The organism is Bacillus sp. AFS037270, from assembly GCF_002585305.1.
Window position 1 is genome coordinate 1 of record NZ_NUNF01000017.1, and the last position, 17,582, is coordinate 17,582.

Annotated in this window: 16 protein-coding genes; all 16 read right to left on the bottom strand. The window is 39.6% G+C overall.

The genetic code is table 11. The features are described from left to right. Nucleotides 1-61: 61 nt before the first annotated feature. Nucleotides 62-1,546 carry a lysine--tRNA ligase gene (lysS, locus tag COD92_RS09395; RefSeq protein ID WP_098530235.1) on the bottom strand — a complete coding sequence of 495 codons (1,485 nt, stop codon included), beginning with the start codon at nt 1,544-1,546 and terminating at the stop codon, nt 62-64. A gap of 285 nt (nt 1,547-1,831) precedes the next feature. Beyond that, nucleotides 1,832-2,833: a tRNA dihydrouridine synthase DusB gene (dusB, locus tag COD92_RS09400; protein WP_098996193.1), complete on the bottom strand. Its 1,002-nt coding sequence runs from the start codon at nt 2,831-2,833 to the stop codon at nt 1,832-1,834. 18 nt (nt 2,834-2,851) lie between these two features. Continuing rightward, entirely contained in the window at nt 2,852-3,058 is a 207-nt protein-coding gene (locus COD92_RS09405; protein ID WP_098530237.1) for a helix-turn-helix domain-containing protein, read from the bottom strand. After that, nucleotides 3,010-3,537 (bottom strand): 2-amino-4-hydroxy-6-hydroxymethyldihydropteridine diphosphokinase, encoded by a 528-nt coding sequence (folK, locus tag COD92_RS09410; protein ID WP_098530238.1) that lies wholly within the window; start codon nt 3,535-3,537, stop codon nt 3,010-3,012. Before folK ends, COD92_RS09405 begins: the two co-directional genes overlap by 49 nt. Nucleotides 3,538-3,539: 2 nt before the next feature. Then, nucleotides 3,540-3,899, bottom strand: coding sequence for a dihydroneopterin aldolase (folB, locus tag COD92_RS09415; RefSeq protein WP_098996194.1), 360 nt, complete (start codon nt 3,897-3,899; stop codon nt 3,540-3,542). Further along, the gene (folP, locus tag COD92_RS09420) at nt 3,892-4,734 is read right to left on the bottom strand and encodes a dihydropteroate synthase (RefSeq protein WP_098996195.1); all 843 of its coding nucleotides are present in this window, start codon (nt 4,732-4,734) and stop codon (nt 3,892-3,894) included. The genes folB and folP overlap by 8 nt, the downstream gene beginning before the upstream one ends. A gap of 95 nt (nt 4,735-4,829) precedes the next feature. Beyond that, nucleotides 4,830-5,756, bottom strand: coding sequence for a cysteine synthase A (cysK, locus tag COD92_RS09425; RefSeq protein ID WP_098996196.1), 927 nt, complete (start codon nt 5,754-5,756; stop codon nt 4,830-4,832). Between the two features lie 222 nt (nt 5,757-5,978). Beyond that, nucleotides 5,979-6,875 carry a peptidyl-prolyl cis-trans isomerase gene (locus tag COD92_RS09430; protein WP_098996197.1) on the bottom strand — a complete coding sequence of 299 codons (897 nt, stop codon included), beginning with the start codon at nt 6,873-6,875 and terminating at the stop codon, nt 5,979-5,981. 91 nt (nt 6,876-6,966) lie between these two features. Next, nucleotides 6,967-7,845 carry an Hsp33 family molecular chaperone HslO gene (gene hslO / locus COD92_RS09435; protein WP_098996198.1) on the bottom strand — a complete coding sequence of 293 codons (879 nt, stop codon included), beginning with the start codon at nt 7,843-7,845 and terminating at the stop codon, nt 6,967-6,969. Between the two features lie 34 nt (nt 7,846-7,879). Then, a complete protein-coding gene (locus tag COD92_RS09440) occupies nt 7,880-8,647 on the bottom strand; it encodes a type III pantothenate kinase (protein WP_098530244.1) in 768 nt (255 codons plus the stop codon). 107 nt (nt 8,648-8,754) lie between these two features. After that, a complete protein-coding gene (ftsH, locus tag COD92_RS09445) occupies nt 8,755-10,713 on the bottom strand; it encodes an ATP-dependent zinc metalloprotease FtsH (protein ID WP_098530245.1) in 1,959 nt (652 codons plus the stop codon). Between the two features lie 121 nt (nt 10,714-10,834). Continuing rightward, nucleotides 10,835-11,380: a hypoxanthine phosphoribosyltransferase gene (gene hpt, locus COD92_RS09450; RefSeq protein ID WP_098530246.1), complete on the bottom strand. Its 546-nt coding sequence runs from the start codon at nt 11,378-11,380 to the stop codon at nt 10,835-10,837. A 23-nt stretch (nt 11,381-11,403) separates the two neighbouring features. Then, nucleotides 11,404-12,789 carry a tRNA lysidine(34) synthetase TilS gene (gene tilS, locus COD92_RS09455; protein WP_098530283.1) on the bottom strand — a complete coding sequence of 462 codons (1,386 nt, stop codon included), beginning with the start codon at nt 12,787-12,789 and terminating at the stop codon, nt 11,404-11,406. A gap of 310 nt (nt 12,790-13,099) precedes the next feature. Continuing rightward, nucleotides 13,100-14,113 (bottom strand): protein kinase domain-containing protein, encoded by a 1,014-nt coding sequence (locus COD92_RS09460; protein ID WP_098996199.1) that lies wholly within the window; start codon nt 14,111-14,113, stop codon nt 13,100-13,102. After that, the gene (locus COD92_RS09465; RefSeq protein ID WP_098530248.1) at nt 14,082-14,822 is read right to left on the bottom strand and encodes a vWA domain-containing protein; all 741 of its coding nucleotides are present in this window, start codon (nt 14,820-14,822) and stop codon (nt 14,082-14,084) included. Before COD92_RS09465 ends, COD92_RS09460 begins: the two co-directional genes overlap by 32 nt. Before the next feature lie 94 nt (nt 14,823-14,916). Further along, nucleotides 14,917-17,391 carry a stage II sporulation protein E gene (spoIIE, locus tag COD92_RS09470; RefSeq protein ID WP_098530249.1) on the bottom strand — a complete coding sequence of 825 codons (2,475 nt, stop codon included), beginning with the start codon at nt 17,389-17,391 and terminating at the stop codon, nt 14,917-14,919. Nucleotides 17,392-17,582 lie beyond the last annotated feature (191 nt).

Consider the following 17,582-nt stretch of genomic DNA (forward strand, 5'->3'; position numbering starts at 1 on the left):
CTTTTATACTTTCTTATCTTTCAAGAAAAAAGCGCCAGATGACTCTGGCGCTTTTAAACCTTTATTTATGACGCATTAACGGAAATAATAGTACATCCCGAATGGATGGTGAATTGGTTAACAGCATAACTAGGCGATCGATACCAATTCCTAATCCACCTGTTGGCGGCATACCATATTCTAACGCTTCGACAAAGTCCTCGTCCATTTGATGGGCTTCATCATTACCTTGCTCACGCTCTTTTAATTGAGCCTCAAAGCGCTCTCTTTGATCAATCGGGTCATTAAGTTCAGTAAAGGCATTTGCGTGCTCGCGGGCAACAATAAACAACTCAAAACGATCAGTGAACCTTGGATCCTCTTCATTTTTCTTCGCAAGTGGTGAAATCTCAACAGGATGCCCGTAAATGAAAGTTGGCTGAATTAATTTTTCCTCAACTCGCTGCTCAAAAAACTCATTAACAATATGACCATAGAGCATGTGTTCGGTTATTTCAATATTGTGTTCTTTAGCAAGTGCACGAGCTTCTTCAACACTCATCTCTTTCCAGAAATCGACTCCCGTATATTCTTTTATGGCATCAACCATGTGAAGTCTCTTCCATTCAGGTTTAAGATCTACTTCATAGTCACCGTATTGAACAGTGGTGGTCCCTAAAACCTCTTGAGCGATATGTGCAATTAGGCTCTCAGTAAGACTCATAATATCCCGGTAATCTGCATATGCTTCGTAAAGTTCAATCATTGTAAATTCAGGGTTATGACGAGTAGAAACACCCTCATTTCTGAAAACACGTCCAATTTCATATACCTTTTCGAGTCCACCCACAATCAGTCTCTTAAGGTGAAGTTCAATAGCAATCCTCATAAATAACGGCATATCAAGAGCATTGTGATGTGTAATGAATGGTCGAGCGGAAGCACCACCCGCTATCGCATGCATCATTGGTGTTTCAACCTCTAAATAACCATGGTCATCTAGATAACGGCGCATCGACTGGATGATTCGGCTTCTAGTAATAAAAGTTTCCTTACTTTCCTGACTCATGATTAAATCTAAATAACGTTGACGGTAACGCTGCTCTACATCCTTCAAACCATGGAACTTATCAGGAAGCGGACGAAGTGCCTTCGTAAGGAACACAAAGTTCTTTACTTTTACAGACAATTCACCTACTTTGGTTTTGAAAAGGGTTCCTGTTACCCCAATGATGTCCCCAAGGTCAGCTGAATCAAATACCTTATATGACTCTTCACCAACAGCATCTTGACGCACATATACTTGAATTTGACCTGTCAAGTCTTGTATATGGGCAAACCCAGCCTTACCTTTACCGCGCTTTGTCATGATCCGTCCAGCAAGTGTAACAGAAACATTACTAGCCTCAATTTCTTCTTTTTCTAAATCATTGTATTGTTCAATTAATTCTTTTGTACTGTGAGAACGATCAAAACGCTTGCCAAATGGATCTAATCCATTTTCTCGCATTGTATTCATTTTTTCACGTCTGACCAAAAACTGGTCGTTTAATTCTTCCTGACTCATAATTACTTCAACTCCATAACTTTCTATTTTATGTAAAGCTCAAAGAATACTGGCCAATTAACTTTTCTAGCTTCAGCACTTAACCCTCTGACAATAATGCGACTCTAATAGGTCAACCAGCTGATCTAAGCCCTTCCACTTTTTTGCATACTATATTATTTTACACAAACATGACAATTCAGACATCAAAAAAGTTCGCAAATACATAAAAACTGCCAGTAATGCTACTGGCAGCTCTAATCAGTAAACAAAGATATTATAGAAAATAGGGCGAGGACTGTCAAATTAACCTACAATTAACTGACTGTTTTCCAATTCTTCTACGTCAGCCACTAAACCATTTAATAAGGTAACTAAGTCTTCTCTTGTATTGCATTCGTTAATTGCATTACGCACCCTTGCATTACCGCGGACGCCTTTTAAATACCATGCTGCATGCTTACGCATTTCACGGACAGCAATATACTCATTTTTTAAAGCAATTAATCGATCTAAGTGAAGGATACATACGTCGATTTTTTCTCTCACAGACGGCTCACCTAAGAGTTTACCAGTTTCTAAATACTGAACGGTACGGTAAATCATCCAAGGGTTTCCTAGTGCTGCTCTGCCGATCATTACCCCATCAACACCTGTTTCCTCAAGCATTCTCTTCGCATCTTGAGGTGTTTGCACGTCCCCGTTACCAATGACGGGGATATTAACAGACTGTTTTACTTCACGAATAATATCCCAATTTGCTTTTCCTTCATACATTTGCACACGAGTACGGCCGTGCAGCGCTACAGCCTTTCCGCCTGCTCGTTCAACCATCTGGGCATTTTTCACAGCAAAAATATGCTCATCATCCCAGCCCATTCGCATTTTTACAGTCACAGGCTTATCTACTGCATCCACAACAGCCGAAACCATTTCATAAATTTTATTAGGGTCTAATAGCCATCTTGCTCCGGCATCACACTTTGTAATCTTCGGAACAGGACAGCCCATATTGATATCAATGATGTCGGCATTTGTGTTTTTATCAACAAACTTAGCCGCTTCTACAAGGGTTTCCTTTTCACCGCCAAAAATTTGCAGGCTGAGCGGTTTTTCACGCTCATCAATATAAAGCATATTCATAGTCTTTTCATTTTTAAAAACGATCCCCTTGTCACTGACCATTTCAGCACAAACTAAACCAGCCCCAAATTCTTTAACAGTCAAACGGAACGCTGAATTACATACACCTGCCATTGGTGCTAATACAACAGGATTCTTTATTTCAATATCACCTATTTTTAACATTCGGTAACCTCCATTTCTCTATTCTTTTGGTTTTAAGTCTTCTATACTAATTTTTAAGGAATGAGTAATTTTCTCAAGTAAATCTTCTGCAGGCAGGCGATTTCCTCTTTCAATTTCACCTAAAATAGATACTGATACACCTAGTTCCCTCGAAAAGCCTTCTTGTGTATAACCCTTTAGCTTCCGATAGGCACGAATACGTCTTCCCCATTTTTCCGCTTCCATAATCGGACTCCTTCTTTATCTGGTAGTTCATTCAGCAGTATGTTAAGAGGTTTATCCACCCCAGGTAATCTAAGGTTTTGATCAATTTCTACTAATGGAACTAAAACAAACGCCCGCTCTAACATTCTTGGGTGCGGTACATTAAGTTTCTCTGATTCTATATTTTCTTGGTTAAAGGTTAGAATGTCAAGGTCTAACGTCCTTGGCCCCCACTTTATTTCCCTTATTCTTCCAAGTTCTAATTCAATTTTTAAACATGTCTCTAATAATTCCATCGCACTTAGATTCGTTTGAACCTTGATTACCATGTTCAAAAATAAATCTTGGTCCTCATATCCAACGGGATCCGTTTCGTACACAGATGATAGATTTACCAATTGGATAGCAGGATAACTCTTTAATCGATTAATAGCATTAACTATATTATCATAACGGTTTCCCATATTTGAGCCAAGGGCAATAAATGCTGTATTTTCCACTTTTATCTTCCCCTCGTAATTTCTACGGCAACAGATTTGTAATGACCTGGTATTGGAGGATCTGGTTTAATCACCTTAACCGTAACATCTAGTACAAGCGGAAATACTCTTATGACACTTGCGGCAATTTCTTCAGCAACTGCTTCAATCAGCTTATAGGGTTTCCCCTCAACCACTTCCTTACAAACTTGATACAATTCGCCGTAATTTACGGAGTATTTAAGTTCATCTGATTCCCCAGCCTTTTTTAAATCAACGGATACAGATAAATCCACAATAAATCGCTGGCCTAATCGATTCTCCTCAGGAAACACGCCATGATAACCATAAAACTCCATCATATTTACATATATTTTATCCAATGACAGCATCCTTCCCCATCAATATATCCATCATTCTAGCCATTCTGCTCATTTCTTTTACGTCGTGAACCCGGATCATTTGACAGCCTTTTTGGATGCCGTAACAAATGGTCGCTCCTGTCCCTTCCATTCTTTCACCAACGGGCAGATTTAATGCTTGTCCAATCATTGATTTTCTTGATGTTCCTAAAAGAATAGGATAGCCTAGCATTACAAACTTTTCTAAGTTTTGCATGGTTAGCAAGTTTTCATGATAGTCACGTGCAAAACCAATACCAGGATCAAGGATAATATTTTCATCTCTTACCCCGGCCTTTTTTACAATTGCGACACTTTCATAAAGGTCATTTATTACATCTCTCATAAAAGACTCGTAGTTACGGTCATGGCGATTGTGCATAAGGATGATAGGAACATTGTAGTCAGCAGCTACCTGTGCCATCTTTTCGTCAGCTTTAGCTCCCCAAATATCGTTAATGATGTGTGCCCCCGCCTCGATTGCCTGCTTGGCGACCTCCGCTTTATAGGTGTCAATCGATATTGGGATTGGAACCTGTTCCGAAATGGCTTTTATGACTGGGACAACCCGTTCAATTTCTTCCTCATCGGAAATAACAGTATAACCCGGCCTAGTGGATTCTCCTCCAATATCAATAATATCCGCACCATTTGCCGCCATTTCCCTTGCATGTTCAACCGCGCGTTCGATTTGATTAAATTCCCCTCCATCTGAGAAGGAATCAGGGGTCACATTTAAGATTCCCATTACAATGGTCTTTTTGGAATACTCCAAGGTATATGGCCCACACTTGATTTGTTCTTGAGTTGTTCTCATTCCATATCCCCCCAGCATGTTTTTTCACATTTTATCATATTTTTAACAAAAAAAAGAGGCTTCGGCAAAATCTCGCCAACGCCTCCTATCTTTTTTTATTCAGCATCATATTGGTAAAGTGGTGTACTTAAATAACGCTCTCCGTTATCAGGAATAATCGCAAGTACTTTTTTACCTTTACCTAGTTCTTTCGCTACCTTTAGAGCTGCAGAAATCGCTGCACCAGAAGAAATACCGCCTAGAATACCTTCTTCTCTAGCAGCACGGCGAGATGCTTCGAATGCTTCTTCAGTACTGATTTGAATAACCTCATCATAGATGTTTGTATTTAAAGTATCTGGTACAAAACCTGCACCAAGTCCCTGAAGTTTGTGCGGTGCAGGGTTTCCGCCTGATAGCACTGGTGAATCTTTTGGTTCAACCGCAATAATTTTCGCTTCTGGGAATTTTTCACGAATGACACTTCCAGCACCTGTAATGGTACCACCTGTTCCGATTCCGGATACAAAAGCGTCTAGTTGATCCATTTGTTCAACAATTTCTTTACCTGTTGTTCTTCTATGTACTTCAGGATTTGCTTGGTTTTTAAATTGTTGTGGTAAGAAATAACCGTGTTCCTTTACTAGCTCTTCTGCTTTAGCAATTGCACCTTTCATCCCTGCTGGCCCAGGAGTTAAGACAAGCTCTGCACCATAGGCACGAAGAAGGTTTCTTCTTTCTAAGCTCATTGTCTCAGGCATAACGAAGATTGCTTTATAACCTTTTGCTGCAGCAACCATCGCAAGTCCAATACCTGTATTACCACTTGTTGGCTCAATAATTGTATCACCTGGTTTAATTAAACCTTGCTCTTCTGCAGCTTCAATCATCGAAAGACCGATACGGTCCTTAACACTGCTGCCTGGGTTAAAGTACTCAAGCTTTAAATAAACATCTGCACTATTTTCATCTACTAATCTGTTTAATTTAACAATTGGTGTTTGGCCGATTAATTCAGCCACTGAATTTGCAACACGAACCATTAGAGCACCTCTATTCCGAGTATTTTTATTGGGATTATATTATTAAATTTACCAGTTTTTAAGCCAACTTGTCAATTGTTTTGATTGAAAAATTTCAAATAAATTGAAAATATAATTAGTAGATATGTACTAATTGTAAGTCGATTGTCCTAGGCTCTGGAATGCCGGCTTTTTATTATCATTCCCTTATCCAACAAAAAAACACAGAATTTCAACTGTGTCTTAATTAAGGTCTTTATCCCCATAAAACCATTTGACCTTAGCTTCATCCCAAAGGATAGAGGCTGAGGCTGGCGTTTTCATTTGTTCTAGAGCAATTTGCCGGCGGATTTGGTCTTTAACCTCATTATACGAATAGCTTTTCCCACTGATTTTCCCATCTAATTTTAAAAGAGCGTATCCTTCCTTCACCTTTATTGGTTTGCTAACAGCTTTTGTCTTCAATTTTTTAGCAGCCGTGATATATTGTTTAGGAAAACGCTCATCTCCTTCACTAATATATCCGATATCCCCACCTTCATTTGCTGAGAACTCCTCTAGCGACCGTTCCATAGCCATTGCTGAAAAACTAGACCCATGAGCAAGCTCTTTTGCTGCAGTTTCTGCTTCTTTCTTTGTTTTAACGACTATGTGCGATAAGTGATAGGCTGCTGGAACACTGAAAAGATTTTTATTTTTTGTATAATATCTTTTTAATTCACGATTGGAAACAGATACATCCTTTGTTAATATCTCTTCTAAGAGCAAACTGCTGCGGATTTGTTCTTTCCACTTGGTTTCATTTTGATGATTTTTTTGGCCAAAAGTATTATATGTAGTCTGAAGCATTCGATATTCACGCTCAACATCTTGGTCTGATACCTTAATGTTGTATTTTGCTGCCATTTCCTCGATTACTTTTTGGTCGACCATTTCCTTCAGTACATCTTTTCCATATTTAGCTTCTAACTCATTCAACCAGGCTTGTCGGGAAATTTCCTTCTTTCCGACAGTAGCTACGGCCTCGTCATTTGCCGCTAAACCATTTACCTCGTTCACCCTTGTCAGGAAAAAGGCCACTGTCAGACAGTTAATAAAAACAAGGGCTGCAATGATCATCCAAAGCTGCTTCTTCCCCAAATTTTTCTCCTCCATATGAAAAGCGCAAGCGCTGTTTAGCGATGTATATTAACCGCTGGCGCTTGCGCTGACATTATTGTATAACTAAGGACTATTTTGCTTCTTCTCTTAAGGCTTCTAGCTCTTCCTTAGAATATTGATATTTTTCATTACAGAAGTGACAGTGGGCCTCCGCCTGTCCATCTTCTTCAATCATCGCGGTGATCTCAGCCGTCCCTAAGCCAATAATGGCATTGGCAAAACGCTCTTTGGAGCAATTACATTCAAAACTGACCGGCATTGTTTCTAAAATTTTCACATTCTCTTTTCCGAACAATTCTACAAGGATTTGCTCTGGAGTAAGTCCTCGCTCAACTAATTTAGAAATTGGTTCAATTGTCTTTAACCGTTCTTCTAATTGAGAAATAAGTGCATCCGGCGTCCCTGGCATTAATTGAAAAATAAACCCTCCTGCAGCTAAAATCGAGTCATCGGGGTTTACTAAAACACCAACTCCCACAGAGGAAGGTACCTGTTCTGAGGTCGCAAAGTAATAGGTAAAGTCCTCGCCCAGTTCTCCTGATACAAGCGGTACTTGTCCAGAAAAGAAGTCACGCAATCCGATATCCTTAACAACCGCTAACATACCATCTGTGCCGACCGCACGGCGGACGTCAAGCTTACCGTGTTCATTTGATTCAAAATCAACCTCCGGATTGGTCACATAACCGCGCACCTCACCCTTGGCATTGCTATCGACGACAATCGGACCAAGTGGACCGCCGCCATTAATTTTTACTGTAAGTTTATCCTCACCTTTTAGCATTGCCCCCATCATGACCGCCGCGGTCATCGTGCGGCCAAGAGCAGCTGACGCCGTGCGCCAAGTTTGATGACGGCGTTGTGCTTCACTGATTGTATCAGTAGTGCGGACTGCATATGCACGTATATTTCCATCATAGGCTAGTGCCTTTACAAGATAATCCTTCAAAAGTATAACTCCCTTCTTGCTGAATAACATTAGGTTATCCCATGTTTCGTTTATAGATAAGTGAAAGACCCTTTAAAGTTAAAAAAGGATCAATTATATCAATAATAGTTGATTCTTGTGAAATTAAGCCCGCAAGTCCTCCTGTTGCAATTACTGTAGGTTTTTTGGGGCTTTGGTCCATCATCCTTTTCACAATCCCCTCTACTTGTCCAACATAGCCATAAACAATCCCAGCCTGCATAGCCGAAACGGTATTCTTTCCAATTACCCCTTCTGGTCTAGCAATTTCAATCCGTGGTAATTTTGCTGCTCTAGAATAAAGGGCCTCCGTCGAAATGCCAATTCCAGGTGCAATTGCACCACCCATATATTGACGCTCCTCATTCACATAACAATACGTAGTCGCTGTACCAAAATCCACTATGATAAGCGGGCTTCCATATTCATGAATAGCGGCTACAGCATTCACAATTCGGTCAGCACCGACCTCTCTTGGATTTTCGTATTTAATATTGAGTCCTGTTTTAATACCAGGACCGACGACAAGAGGCTTTATGTGAAAGTACTTTTGACACATTCTTTCTAAGGCAAGCATGATTGGCGGCACAACGGAAGAAATAATAATGCCATCAATATCAGAAAACTTAAGGCCCGAAAAGTCAAATAAGGCCTTTATATTCATTCCAAATTCATCTTCGGTACGGTTGCGGTTCGTTTCAACACGCCAATGATACTTAAGTTCCTCTCCCTCATAAACACCTAAGACAATATTGGTATTTCCCACATCGAATACGAAAATCAATTCTATCACTCGCTTTATTTATATTCTTTTCCTCATACGCAACATCATATCATAAATAGTTTATGCGTGAAAAAAAAGAGTGCTTCAGTGAAGCACTCTTTCCTAAATTATTTATAATCGATTTCGTCAGATGGGGTATCTAAAAAGGATTTTTCCTCTTTTACCGCCTCATCTTTTTTTGTATTGATGGTTACCTTCACATCATCTGTTTTTTTGGGTCCAATCCTCACAGATTCTAAGTGTTCAGATGGATCTGGCATGTGACCATGCTCAACCAAGTATTTGATTTGTTCAGCAACAAGCGTTTCTACTTCAAGAAGAGTGGTAGCAATAAGATTAAGCTTATCACGGTTTTCAGTAAGAATTTTTCTAGCTCTTTCATAACACTCTTTAATTATACTTTGAATTTCAAGATCAATTTCATAGGCAATCGCATCGGAGTAATTTTGTTCATTATGAATGTCACGGCCCAAGAAAACCTGACCACCTGATGCTTGACCGAATTGAAGCGGTCCGAGCTTATCACTCATACCATATTCAGTTACCATCTTACGAGCAATACCAGTAGCACGTTGGAAGTCATTATGTGCACCAGTACTTACTTCACCAAAGACAATTTCTTCCGCAACACGGCCACCTAACAAACCAACAATCTTATCAAGCAATTCTGGCTTTGTCATAAAGTAACGGTCTTCTCTAGGAAGCATGACGGCATATCCGCCAGCTTGCCCACGTGGGACGATGGTAACTTTGTGAACCATATCCGCTTCATCGAGTACTAAACCTATCACCGTATGGCCGCCTTCATGGAAAGCAACAATTTTTCGTTCCTTTTCTGATATAACCCTGCTTTTCTTTGCAGGTCCCGCAATTACTCGGTCAGTCGCTTCATCAATATCTTCCATATCAATTTTCTTCTTACTGCTGCGAGCTGCAACTAATGCTGCTTCATTCAGTAAATTTTCCAAATCAGCACCAGAAAAACCAGGTGTACGCATTGCTATATTTTTCAAATTAACAGATTCATCTAATGGTTTATTACGAGCGTGTACTTTTAGAACTGCCTCACGTCCCACAACATCTGGACGGTCAACGGTAATCTGACGGTCAAAGCGTCCTGGACGTAATAATGCAGGATCGAGAATATCTGCACGGTTGGTTGCAGCAATAATGATAATGCCTTCATTTGCACCAAATCCATCCATTTCAACCAGCAATTGATTCAAGGTTTGCTCACGCTCATCGTGGCCACCGCCGAGGCCAGCACCACGTTGACGTCCAACCGCGTCAATTTCATCAATGAAAATAATACAAGGAGCATTTTTCTTCGCATTTTCAAATAAATCACGAACACGGGATGCACCAACCCCGACAAACATTTCAACGAAATCAGAACCACTGATGGAGAAGAACGGTACACCAGCTTCACCAGCTGTAGCACGGGCAAGCAATGTTTTACCAGTACCAGGAGGTCCTACAAGTAATACTCCTTTTGGAATACGCGCACCAAGTTCAGCAAATTTACGTGGGTCCTTTAAAAACTCAACCACTTCGACTAATTCTGCTTTTTCTTCATCTGCACCAGCAACATCTCTAAAACGAACCTTTTTCTTATCATCGTTATAAAGTTTTGCCTTAGATTTACCAAAGTTCATGACACGGCTTCCGCCGCCCTGAGCTTGGTTTAACAAAAAGAAAAATAAAATAAAGATGATCACGAACGGAATAATGGAAGTAAAGAAAGTAACCCAGCCGCTTGTTTCCTTAGCCGGCATAACTTCCACTTTTGAATCAGCCTTATCAATACGGTTGAGAATCTTTTCACTGTTAGGAATATAGGTAATAAACTTCTTATTACCGGATTCTAATACACCCTGAACCTCATAGACACCTCGTTCAGGCTGCATGGAAAATGATTTAACTTTACCACTTTCTAATTGCGTTACAAATTTATCATATGAGATTTTATCTGTTGGCTCACTGCTTCCATTAAAGAAACTAACTACACCAATAATGACTAAAAATATTAATAAATAAAAGATGGTATTACGGAAAATCCGATTCATCTCTTACCTCCTCCCGCGGATAAAAACTAAATTATATAGTATCATAGAAAATCTTGCTAATTCAAGGAATTACTCTCAGAATTTAGGACTGTCACAACCAGTCATACAAGTTTATTTCTTATTAATTATTACTATAAACTTCTGGTTTTAAAACACCAATGTAAGGAAGATTCCGGTACTTTTCAATATAATCTAAACCATATCCAACAACAAATTCATCCGGAACAATAAAGCCTGCATAATCAGCTTGTATGTCACTTTTTCTTCCTGTTGGCTTATCAAGCAAAGTAACAATTTTAATCGATTTTGCTTTACGATAACGGAACAAATCGACTAAGTAGCTAAGTGTTAAGCCACTATCAATAATATCTTCTATAATTAATATGTCCCTTCCTTCCACAGAAGTATCTAAATCCTTTAAAATTTTAACCTCTCCAGAAGATACAAGGGCTGTACCATAGCTTGAGACATCCATAAAATCCATTTCAAGGTAGCAATCCATGCGCTTTAATAGGTCTGACATAAATGGCATTGCACCTTTTAAAACACCAATTGCAAGTGGGAAACGATCATGATACTCTTCCGTTAATTGAGCTGCTAATTCCTTAATCTTCTCTTGAATTTCTTCTTCTGAAACTAATACCTTTTCAATATCATCTTTCATCATAAAATGTGCCCCCTAGAAGATCATTACGTATTGTATGTTAGTTTTATATGCTGTTCTGCAGTTGGATCAACACCTTCAAAAGAAGACCTTTTTATATTTGGAAGCCAAATAATTAATCCCTCTCTGTCTGTAATGACCGGCCACACCTCGCGGTCCGGCCGTGGAACTTTTTGATCAATAAAAATATCCTTTAACTTTTTTGACCCCTGTATACCCTTTAATGTCATCCGGTCACCTTTTTTTCTGTTGCGTATAATCAAAGGAAATCGAAGCGAGGCTGCATTAAATATGGCACTATTCCATGACTCATCAGGATTTCCCCCGGTTATAAAATCGATAATTATGCTCCCTCCATTAGGAAGCATGATCGTTCCGGGTTCATTGACTTCAAAATAATAGGGTTCAGCCTTTATTTGCCCATATTGGAATGAAAGTTGAAAATAAGAGCGAATAACCTTTAAACCATATGGAAGATCAAGTGTTCCTGAAGGCTCGTGATGGTGTATTAAAGAATATACTTGATCGATATGTATCGCAGAAAGAGATGCAGGTTTTTCCTTGTAAAGATAGTTTAATATTAGTTGAATCCCTCTCCTTTGTAAAGGTAAAGGCATTTCAAGAAAACGATTAATGTCAATAGTCATTTTGTCTTCTTCTCTTTTTGTCAATACTGTATTCAATCGCTCAACTGTTAATTCCAGTAAAAACTCCTCATCACTTTGCAGCTCTTCGCTAAAACGCTGAAAATGTTCATGTACATGGCTGTTTTCTGCTTTAAGAAAAGGCAGAACCTGCTTACGATAACGATTCCTGCTATAAATGCCCTTCGCATTGCTTGGGTCTATCCTTGGGAAAAGCTTATGTCTATCACAATAATGTTGTAGTTCCTCTTTCGTTAAACATAAAAAGGGGCGAAAAATAATCCCTTCATAAAACGGCCGTGAGAATGGAATACCCGCTCTGGCTTTTCCGCTGCTCCCTCTTGTAAGCCGCATCAGCATAGTCTCTATTTGGTCATCACCATGGTGTCCTAATGCTAAATACGAGGATTGATACTGTTTCATTATTGTATGATAAAAATCATATCTTACTTCTCTTCCTGCAATTTGAGAACTCTTTCCTGTCTCTTTCATGATTTTGGTTACATTAACTTGAACCATTTCAAAAGGGATGTTGTACTGTCCGCAAAAGTCTTTTACAAACATGGCATCCAGGAAGGATTCTTCTCCACGGAACATATGGTCCACGTGAGCGACTACCAAAAACAGATTTCTTTTTTCTCGTTCCTTCAATAAGTAGTGAAGAAGTGCTAATGAATCGGGTCCACCCGAAACTCCCACTACAATCCGTTTGTTGTCCAAGGAAAAGGAATGGCGCTGCAAAAAGGACTCAACTTTAGATTCGAACATATAAATTGCACACTTTCTAAGCAAATTTGGAAGTCGCATATCGGGCTTCCGCTTTTCTTTTGTCCAGCTTCAGCGCACAGCGGCTAGTGCATTGGCCCTCTTCTCCTTACGATAAGTCAACATCGGATCGCTTACGCTTTTCGGTTTTCCTTTATCTCATTCGGAGCGGATCCAATCCATACGCCGCTAAACGTGCGCTTGCGCTTTTCTTTTTAGCTTACCACTTTTGATTATGAACTATCAAAAATTAATGTAATGAAAAATTAGGTTTTCTATCTATACGGATGAAAGTAAAAATGGTTTCATTTTATTACGGTAAATTATTAAAAGTATACCAAGCATATAAGACACCTAGAACGATTGCGATAAATAAAAATTCCATCAAGCCGCTTTTTTTCTTTTTCCGCCTGTAGCTCTGTCTTGAAAGTGGTACGGATTGAGTATTTTTTACCCCACCTTGGTTACCCTGGGCAGTTTTTTGTTTATTTACTCGTGGTTTTGAAGGAACAGCAGAATTATTTTTCTCGACCATTAAATCTAATAAATCTTCCCGCATTTGTTTAGCTTGACTATATTGTCCTTGGAGTGCCTTTAAAATAACGGGTTCAAATTTTATTAACTCTTGTTTTTGCCGAATGGCATCTTTTAGCTGCGGGAGCCCGCCTGTTGATTTCGTAAATCGCTTTGGATAAGCTGTATTAATCATAATCATGGCAACCGCAAATAAATCATAGGATGGCTCAGCCTTTCGGGAACCTAATCCCCAATAGCCGCGGTCATAAAACTCAGTAAATTCTTTAATGGCCCGGCCCTTAATGGTCGTACCGCCCACATCTATACATCTGATTTTCGGAGGCGGGCCCGTCACGATTAAATTTTCAGGTTTCAAATCTCCAAAGACCCAGCCGTTTTGATGAAGGTGTTCTAAATCATTCAGCAGCTGCAAAAATAATACACTTGTCCAAGAGGGTCCTTTCGTTTGTATAAAGGACAGGAAATCCGGCCCCTGAATATACTCCATCACATAAAAAGATATCTTGCTGTTATTCCACTGCCAATCATCGACATCAAGCAAACAAGGTCCGAGGGAGTGTCCCTGGACCTTTGCAAAGGATTTTAAAACATTAACCTCTGAGGTGATTGACATACCATTATCACTCATTTTTAAAGCGACCTGAGTGTCTTTATGTTTGGCAAGGTAAACCACCCCATTTGCACCAAATCCTAGTTCCTTAATAATCCTATATTCTCGCGCATGCCACTTTCCTGTAATAATGGTCCCGGGGCTTACCTTACATTGATTCTTCAAAGTATGATTCATCATCACGAGACAGCAGGCTCCTTAATGATTGTTTTTTTTCTGTAAAAGCAGATAAGGCAGTCCTTAATGCCGGCCCTGTTGGCGTGATGCCACCGGTCGACAGCTGGGAAAACACACTTGTCAAAACTTGTAACTTAGGTGTCCAATCAAGCAATTTTTCGACATCATTCTTTTTCCCGGGAAATACATACACAGAAAACAGATTATCTCCAGTCCTTGCATTCAAGCTTAGAGAAAGGTCAAGGAGCGCCTCTTTTACTGTTGGAAGCTTGTGTTTCATACTTGCGCTTGTATCGACAAGAATCAACACCTCTAATTCGACAGTTTCCCCCAATTCATCGACAACCTCCATAACCTCACCGCGTTTTTCAGGCGGAAGATCCTCCATTGTTTGTGAACCTCCCAATATTTCCTGAAGCTGACGGTTGACTACACCTTGAATGGTTTGATTCATTGCTTTCCGGGTAACCATCTGCACCGTTTGCGAAAGCCGTTCGGCATAAACAATCTGACTGACTCCGCCGCCTGACATGGCAATCCCTTCAATTTCGGTAATTCCCTTTTCATCAATCACATCATGCTCCATGACACCAATGACATTCACAGTAATTCCTTGTTCATTAGCAAGAGCTGACATCGCTATCGGGTCTTCCCCTTGATTTGAGCATCCATCTGTAATCAGTAAAATTTGCCGAATCTTCCCTGTGTACATAACCTTCCCCCTCCATTTTCAGTATTGCTACCATTTTCGACGGGATTAGGTTGATTTATACATATTTAACTGAAGGAGTGGATAAATTAATTGGTTAGGCATGGCGTTTTACTTTATGAAGAGGAATAGACGCCCACTTCGGTGTATTATGTTTAATTTTAGCTACAGTCACAGTCATATCATCATCAATTAAACCAGATCTGGAGCGAATAACCTCTTCCATTATTAGATCTGCAACCTCTTGCGGATCATCGGTCTCTAGCTCTTGTACCTTTCGTTTCATCCATAAATCATAATTTTCTACATGCTTTGGTCCTTCAAATACTCCATCACTCATCATAATTAGCAGATCTCCTGCTTTTAATTGTTCGCTGACAACATCCACCTCAAACTCCTGAAGGATGCCCATTGGTAAATTACTTGCCTGAATTTTAATAACTTTATTTCCTCTTTTTATAAAACTTGGCGTCGAGCCAATTTTAAGAAACTTTGCAGACGCATTTTTTAAATCAATCATTGCTAAATCTAATGTAGAAAAAATTTCATCTGTAGTCCGAAGTGATAGGATGCTGTTAACTGATTTTATCGCGACCTTTTCTTCTATTCCTGATTGTAATATCTTTTGCAAGAGCTGCAATGTTTCTTTACTTTCATAATGAGCCCTTTCTCCATTTCCCATGCCGTCACTAATGGCGATGGCGAATTTACCCAATCCAAGTTCAATCGTTGAATAGCTGTCGCCCGATACTAAGCCGCCGTCTTTCGCTGCATGGGCCACACCTGTATCTACCGTATAAGCCTTCGATGATCGGAAGTTTACATTACATAATTCTTCAGGGATGGTTCCATATTCCTCCTTGTTCACAATAATGGTTTCCCCAAGAATATCTGACAGCATCGGTGCAATTAACTTTTCACACTCTCCGTGACCATTACCAAACGGTACTGTCATCTCAATATCGACATTACCTTGTTCAAGGCTATAAATTTCAACCTGTTCAATTTGAATGCCAAAATCCTGAATTGCTTCCATAATTTGTTCTTCTTGTTTATGATGATTCTCTCTTTCACGCTGAATTTCCTTTGCAAAGTTATCCATGACTTCAGATACACCTAACAATTGTTCAGCCACCAGCTTACGGCTTTCCCGCACCTGCTTCTTTAATTTTAAATTGGCTTGATAGAAGGTTAGCTGCTGCCCGATCGTTTCGTATACCTTTTTGGGGCGAGAACAAAGTTTATCCCATTCCCTTGCTAGTCTTGGCGACACATTACCGTCATTTTGGTCCATTTCATGAATAATCTCTTCCATCGCCGCATAGGTTGTATTAAAATTCTTTGCCCAGCACTGTTCCTTTTTAAAGCAAGTTTGACAAGTCCGTTCAGTCACATTGCTCATGAAATAATCCATCTCGCGGTCATTTTCCTCTTCTTCCTGCATGACTTCCATTTGAGAGAAGCTTTTGGATAGAGCATGAAAGACACCTGAAAATTGGGAAACTCTTTGTGCTGTAACATCGCGCATTTTGCGCATGTATTTTTGCTGCTCTGCCGTGTGTTCCGGTGTTCCCGGTATATATTTTGCCAGCTTTGAAGTAAATACTTGTGGCGTTAAGAGGAATAAGAAAATGGCCGATAAAGTCTCCAATACAGTTTGTAAGATGGAGCCCTCGCCTTCTCCATACATGCCAATCAGCAGGGTAGCAATAAATAAACCGATGGAAACTCCAATTTTTTTCCCTTCCTTTAGCAGGCCGCCAAGCACCCCTGAAAACGCTAGTAGACTCATATGATAGAAGCTAGATACACTTGCAAGACTAAAAATCAGCCCGGTCACTACCCCTACCGTGGAACCCACAGTTGCCCCGGCAATAAATGAAAAGACCAATACCAGATATCTCGACATGATATGTTCAATCGACATATCATAAACCTTCCAGCCAATCGTCCCTGACAAGATTGAGGCAAGCATGATAATTAAACAAACAATCTCTTCCGTTTTTAACAGCTGTCTTCGTTTATTTAAAGTGAGTAATGGAATACTTTGCAGAAAAATAAGTGTCAAAATAAAAGCAAGACTTGACTGAACCCCAGCCATCATTAAATCATAGAGGGTTAGTTGTCTTGATAGAATAAACGACTCTATCAATTTCCCAAGGCCTAGGATAATCGCAACAAAAAATGGCAGGGATCGAACTTCATTCGTCAGCCACTTTTCACTAATTCGATAGATGGTTAAAAATAGAACTGTTACAGCAAAGGTAAAGGCGGCATTCCCTAAAGAAATTGTGGCAGCCCCGACGATCAGCCCGATCAGAGCAAGCGGTGCCCGATCTCTTTTAATTAAATAGACTGATGCGAAAAATGGCAGGCAAAATGGTGTTAACTTCGCCAAAATCAAGGCCCGTCCAAGTAAGAATCCTATTAATACTAATAAATAACCTTTTTTTATAAAAAAGGACTCAAGCATTAATTGGAATTTCCGTATTCCTTTTCCTATATCCCATTTAGATGAATGAAGGTTGACTTCTCCGACTGGTTCTATGAAACTTACGTTAGTCTTTTCCATAAATCACACTCCCTTGTTCTTTCATCGTTGGAAATAATTATAAAATTAATAGATTTAAAAGTTTGTCAAAATAGTGAACAAGTTCAAATAATCGTTCGACGGTTTTCACTATAATCATTCAAATAATATATTTATGTCGTTTAAAGTAGAAAAGGTGACAGGCACCATGTGAAAAATTCACATGGTGCCTG

Bases quoted from the DNA above. Each gene is read 5' to 3' on its own strand.
- lysS (WP_098530235.1), bottom strand. From the start codon at position 1,546: ATGAGTCAGGAAGAATTAAACGACCAGTTTTTGGTCAGACGTGAAAAA.
- dusB (WP_098996193.1), bottom strand. From the start codon at position 2,833: ATGTTAAAAATAGGTGATATTGAAATAAAGAATCCTGTTGTATTAGCA.
- COD92_RS09405 (WP_098530237.1), bottom strand. From the start codon at position 3,058: ATGGAAGCGGAAAAATGGGGAAGACGTATTCGTGCCTATCGGAAGCTA.
- folP (WP_098996195.1), bottom strand. From the start codon at position 4,734: ATGAGAACAACTCAAGAACAAATCAAGTGTGGGCCATATACCTTGGAG.
- cysK (WP_098996196.1), bottom strand. From the start codon at position 5,756: ATGGTTCGTGTTGCAAATTCAGTGGCTGAATTAATCGGCCAAACACCA.
- ftsH (WP_098530245.1), bottom strand. From the start codon at position 10,713: ATGAATCGGATTTTCCGTAATACCATCTTTTATTTATTAATATTTTTA.
- hpt (WP_098530246.1), bottom strand. From the start codon at position 11,380: ATGATGAAAGATGATATTGAAAAGGTATTAGTTTCAGAAGAAGAAATT.
- tilS (WP_098530283.1), bottom strand. From the start codon at position 12,789: ATGTTCGAATCTAAAGTTGAGTCCTTTTTGCAGCGCCATTCCTTTTCC.
- COD92_RS09460 (WP_098996199.1), bottom strand. From the start codon at position 14,113: ATGATGAATCATACTTTGAAGAATCAATGTAAGGTAAGCCCCGGGACC.
- COD92_RS09465 (WP_098530248.1), bottom strand. From the start codon at position 14,822: ATGTACACAGGGAAGATTCGGCAAATTTTACTGATTACAGATGGATGC.
- spoIIE (WP_098530249.1), bottom strand. From the start codon at position 17,391: ATGGAAAAGACTAACGTAAGTTTCATAGAACCAGTCGGAGAAGTCAAC.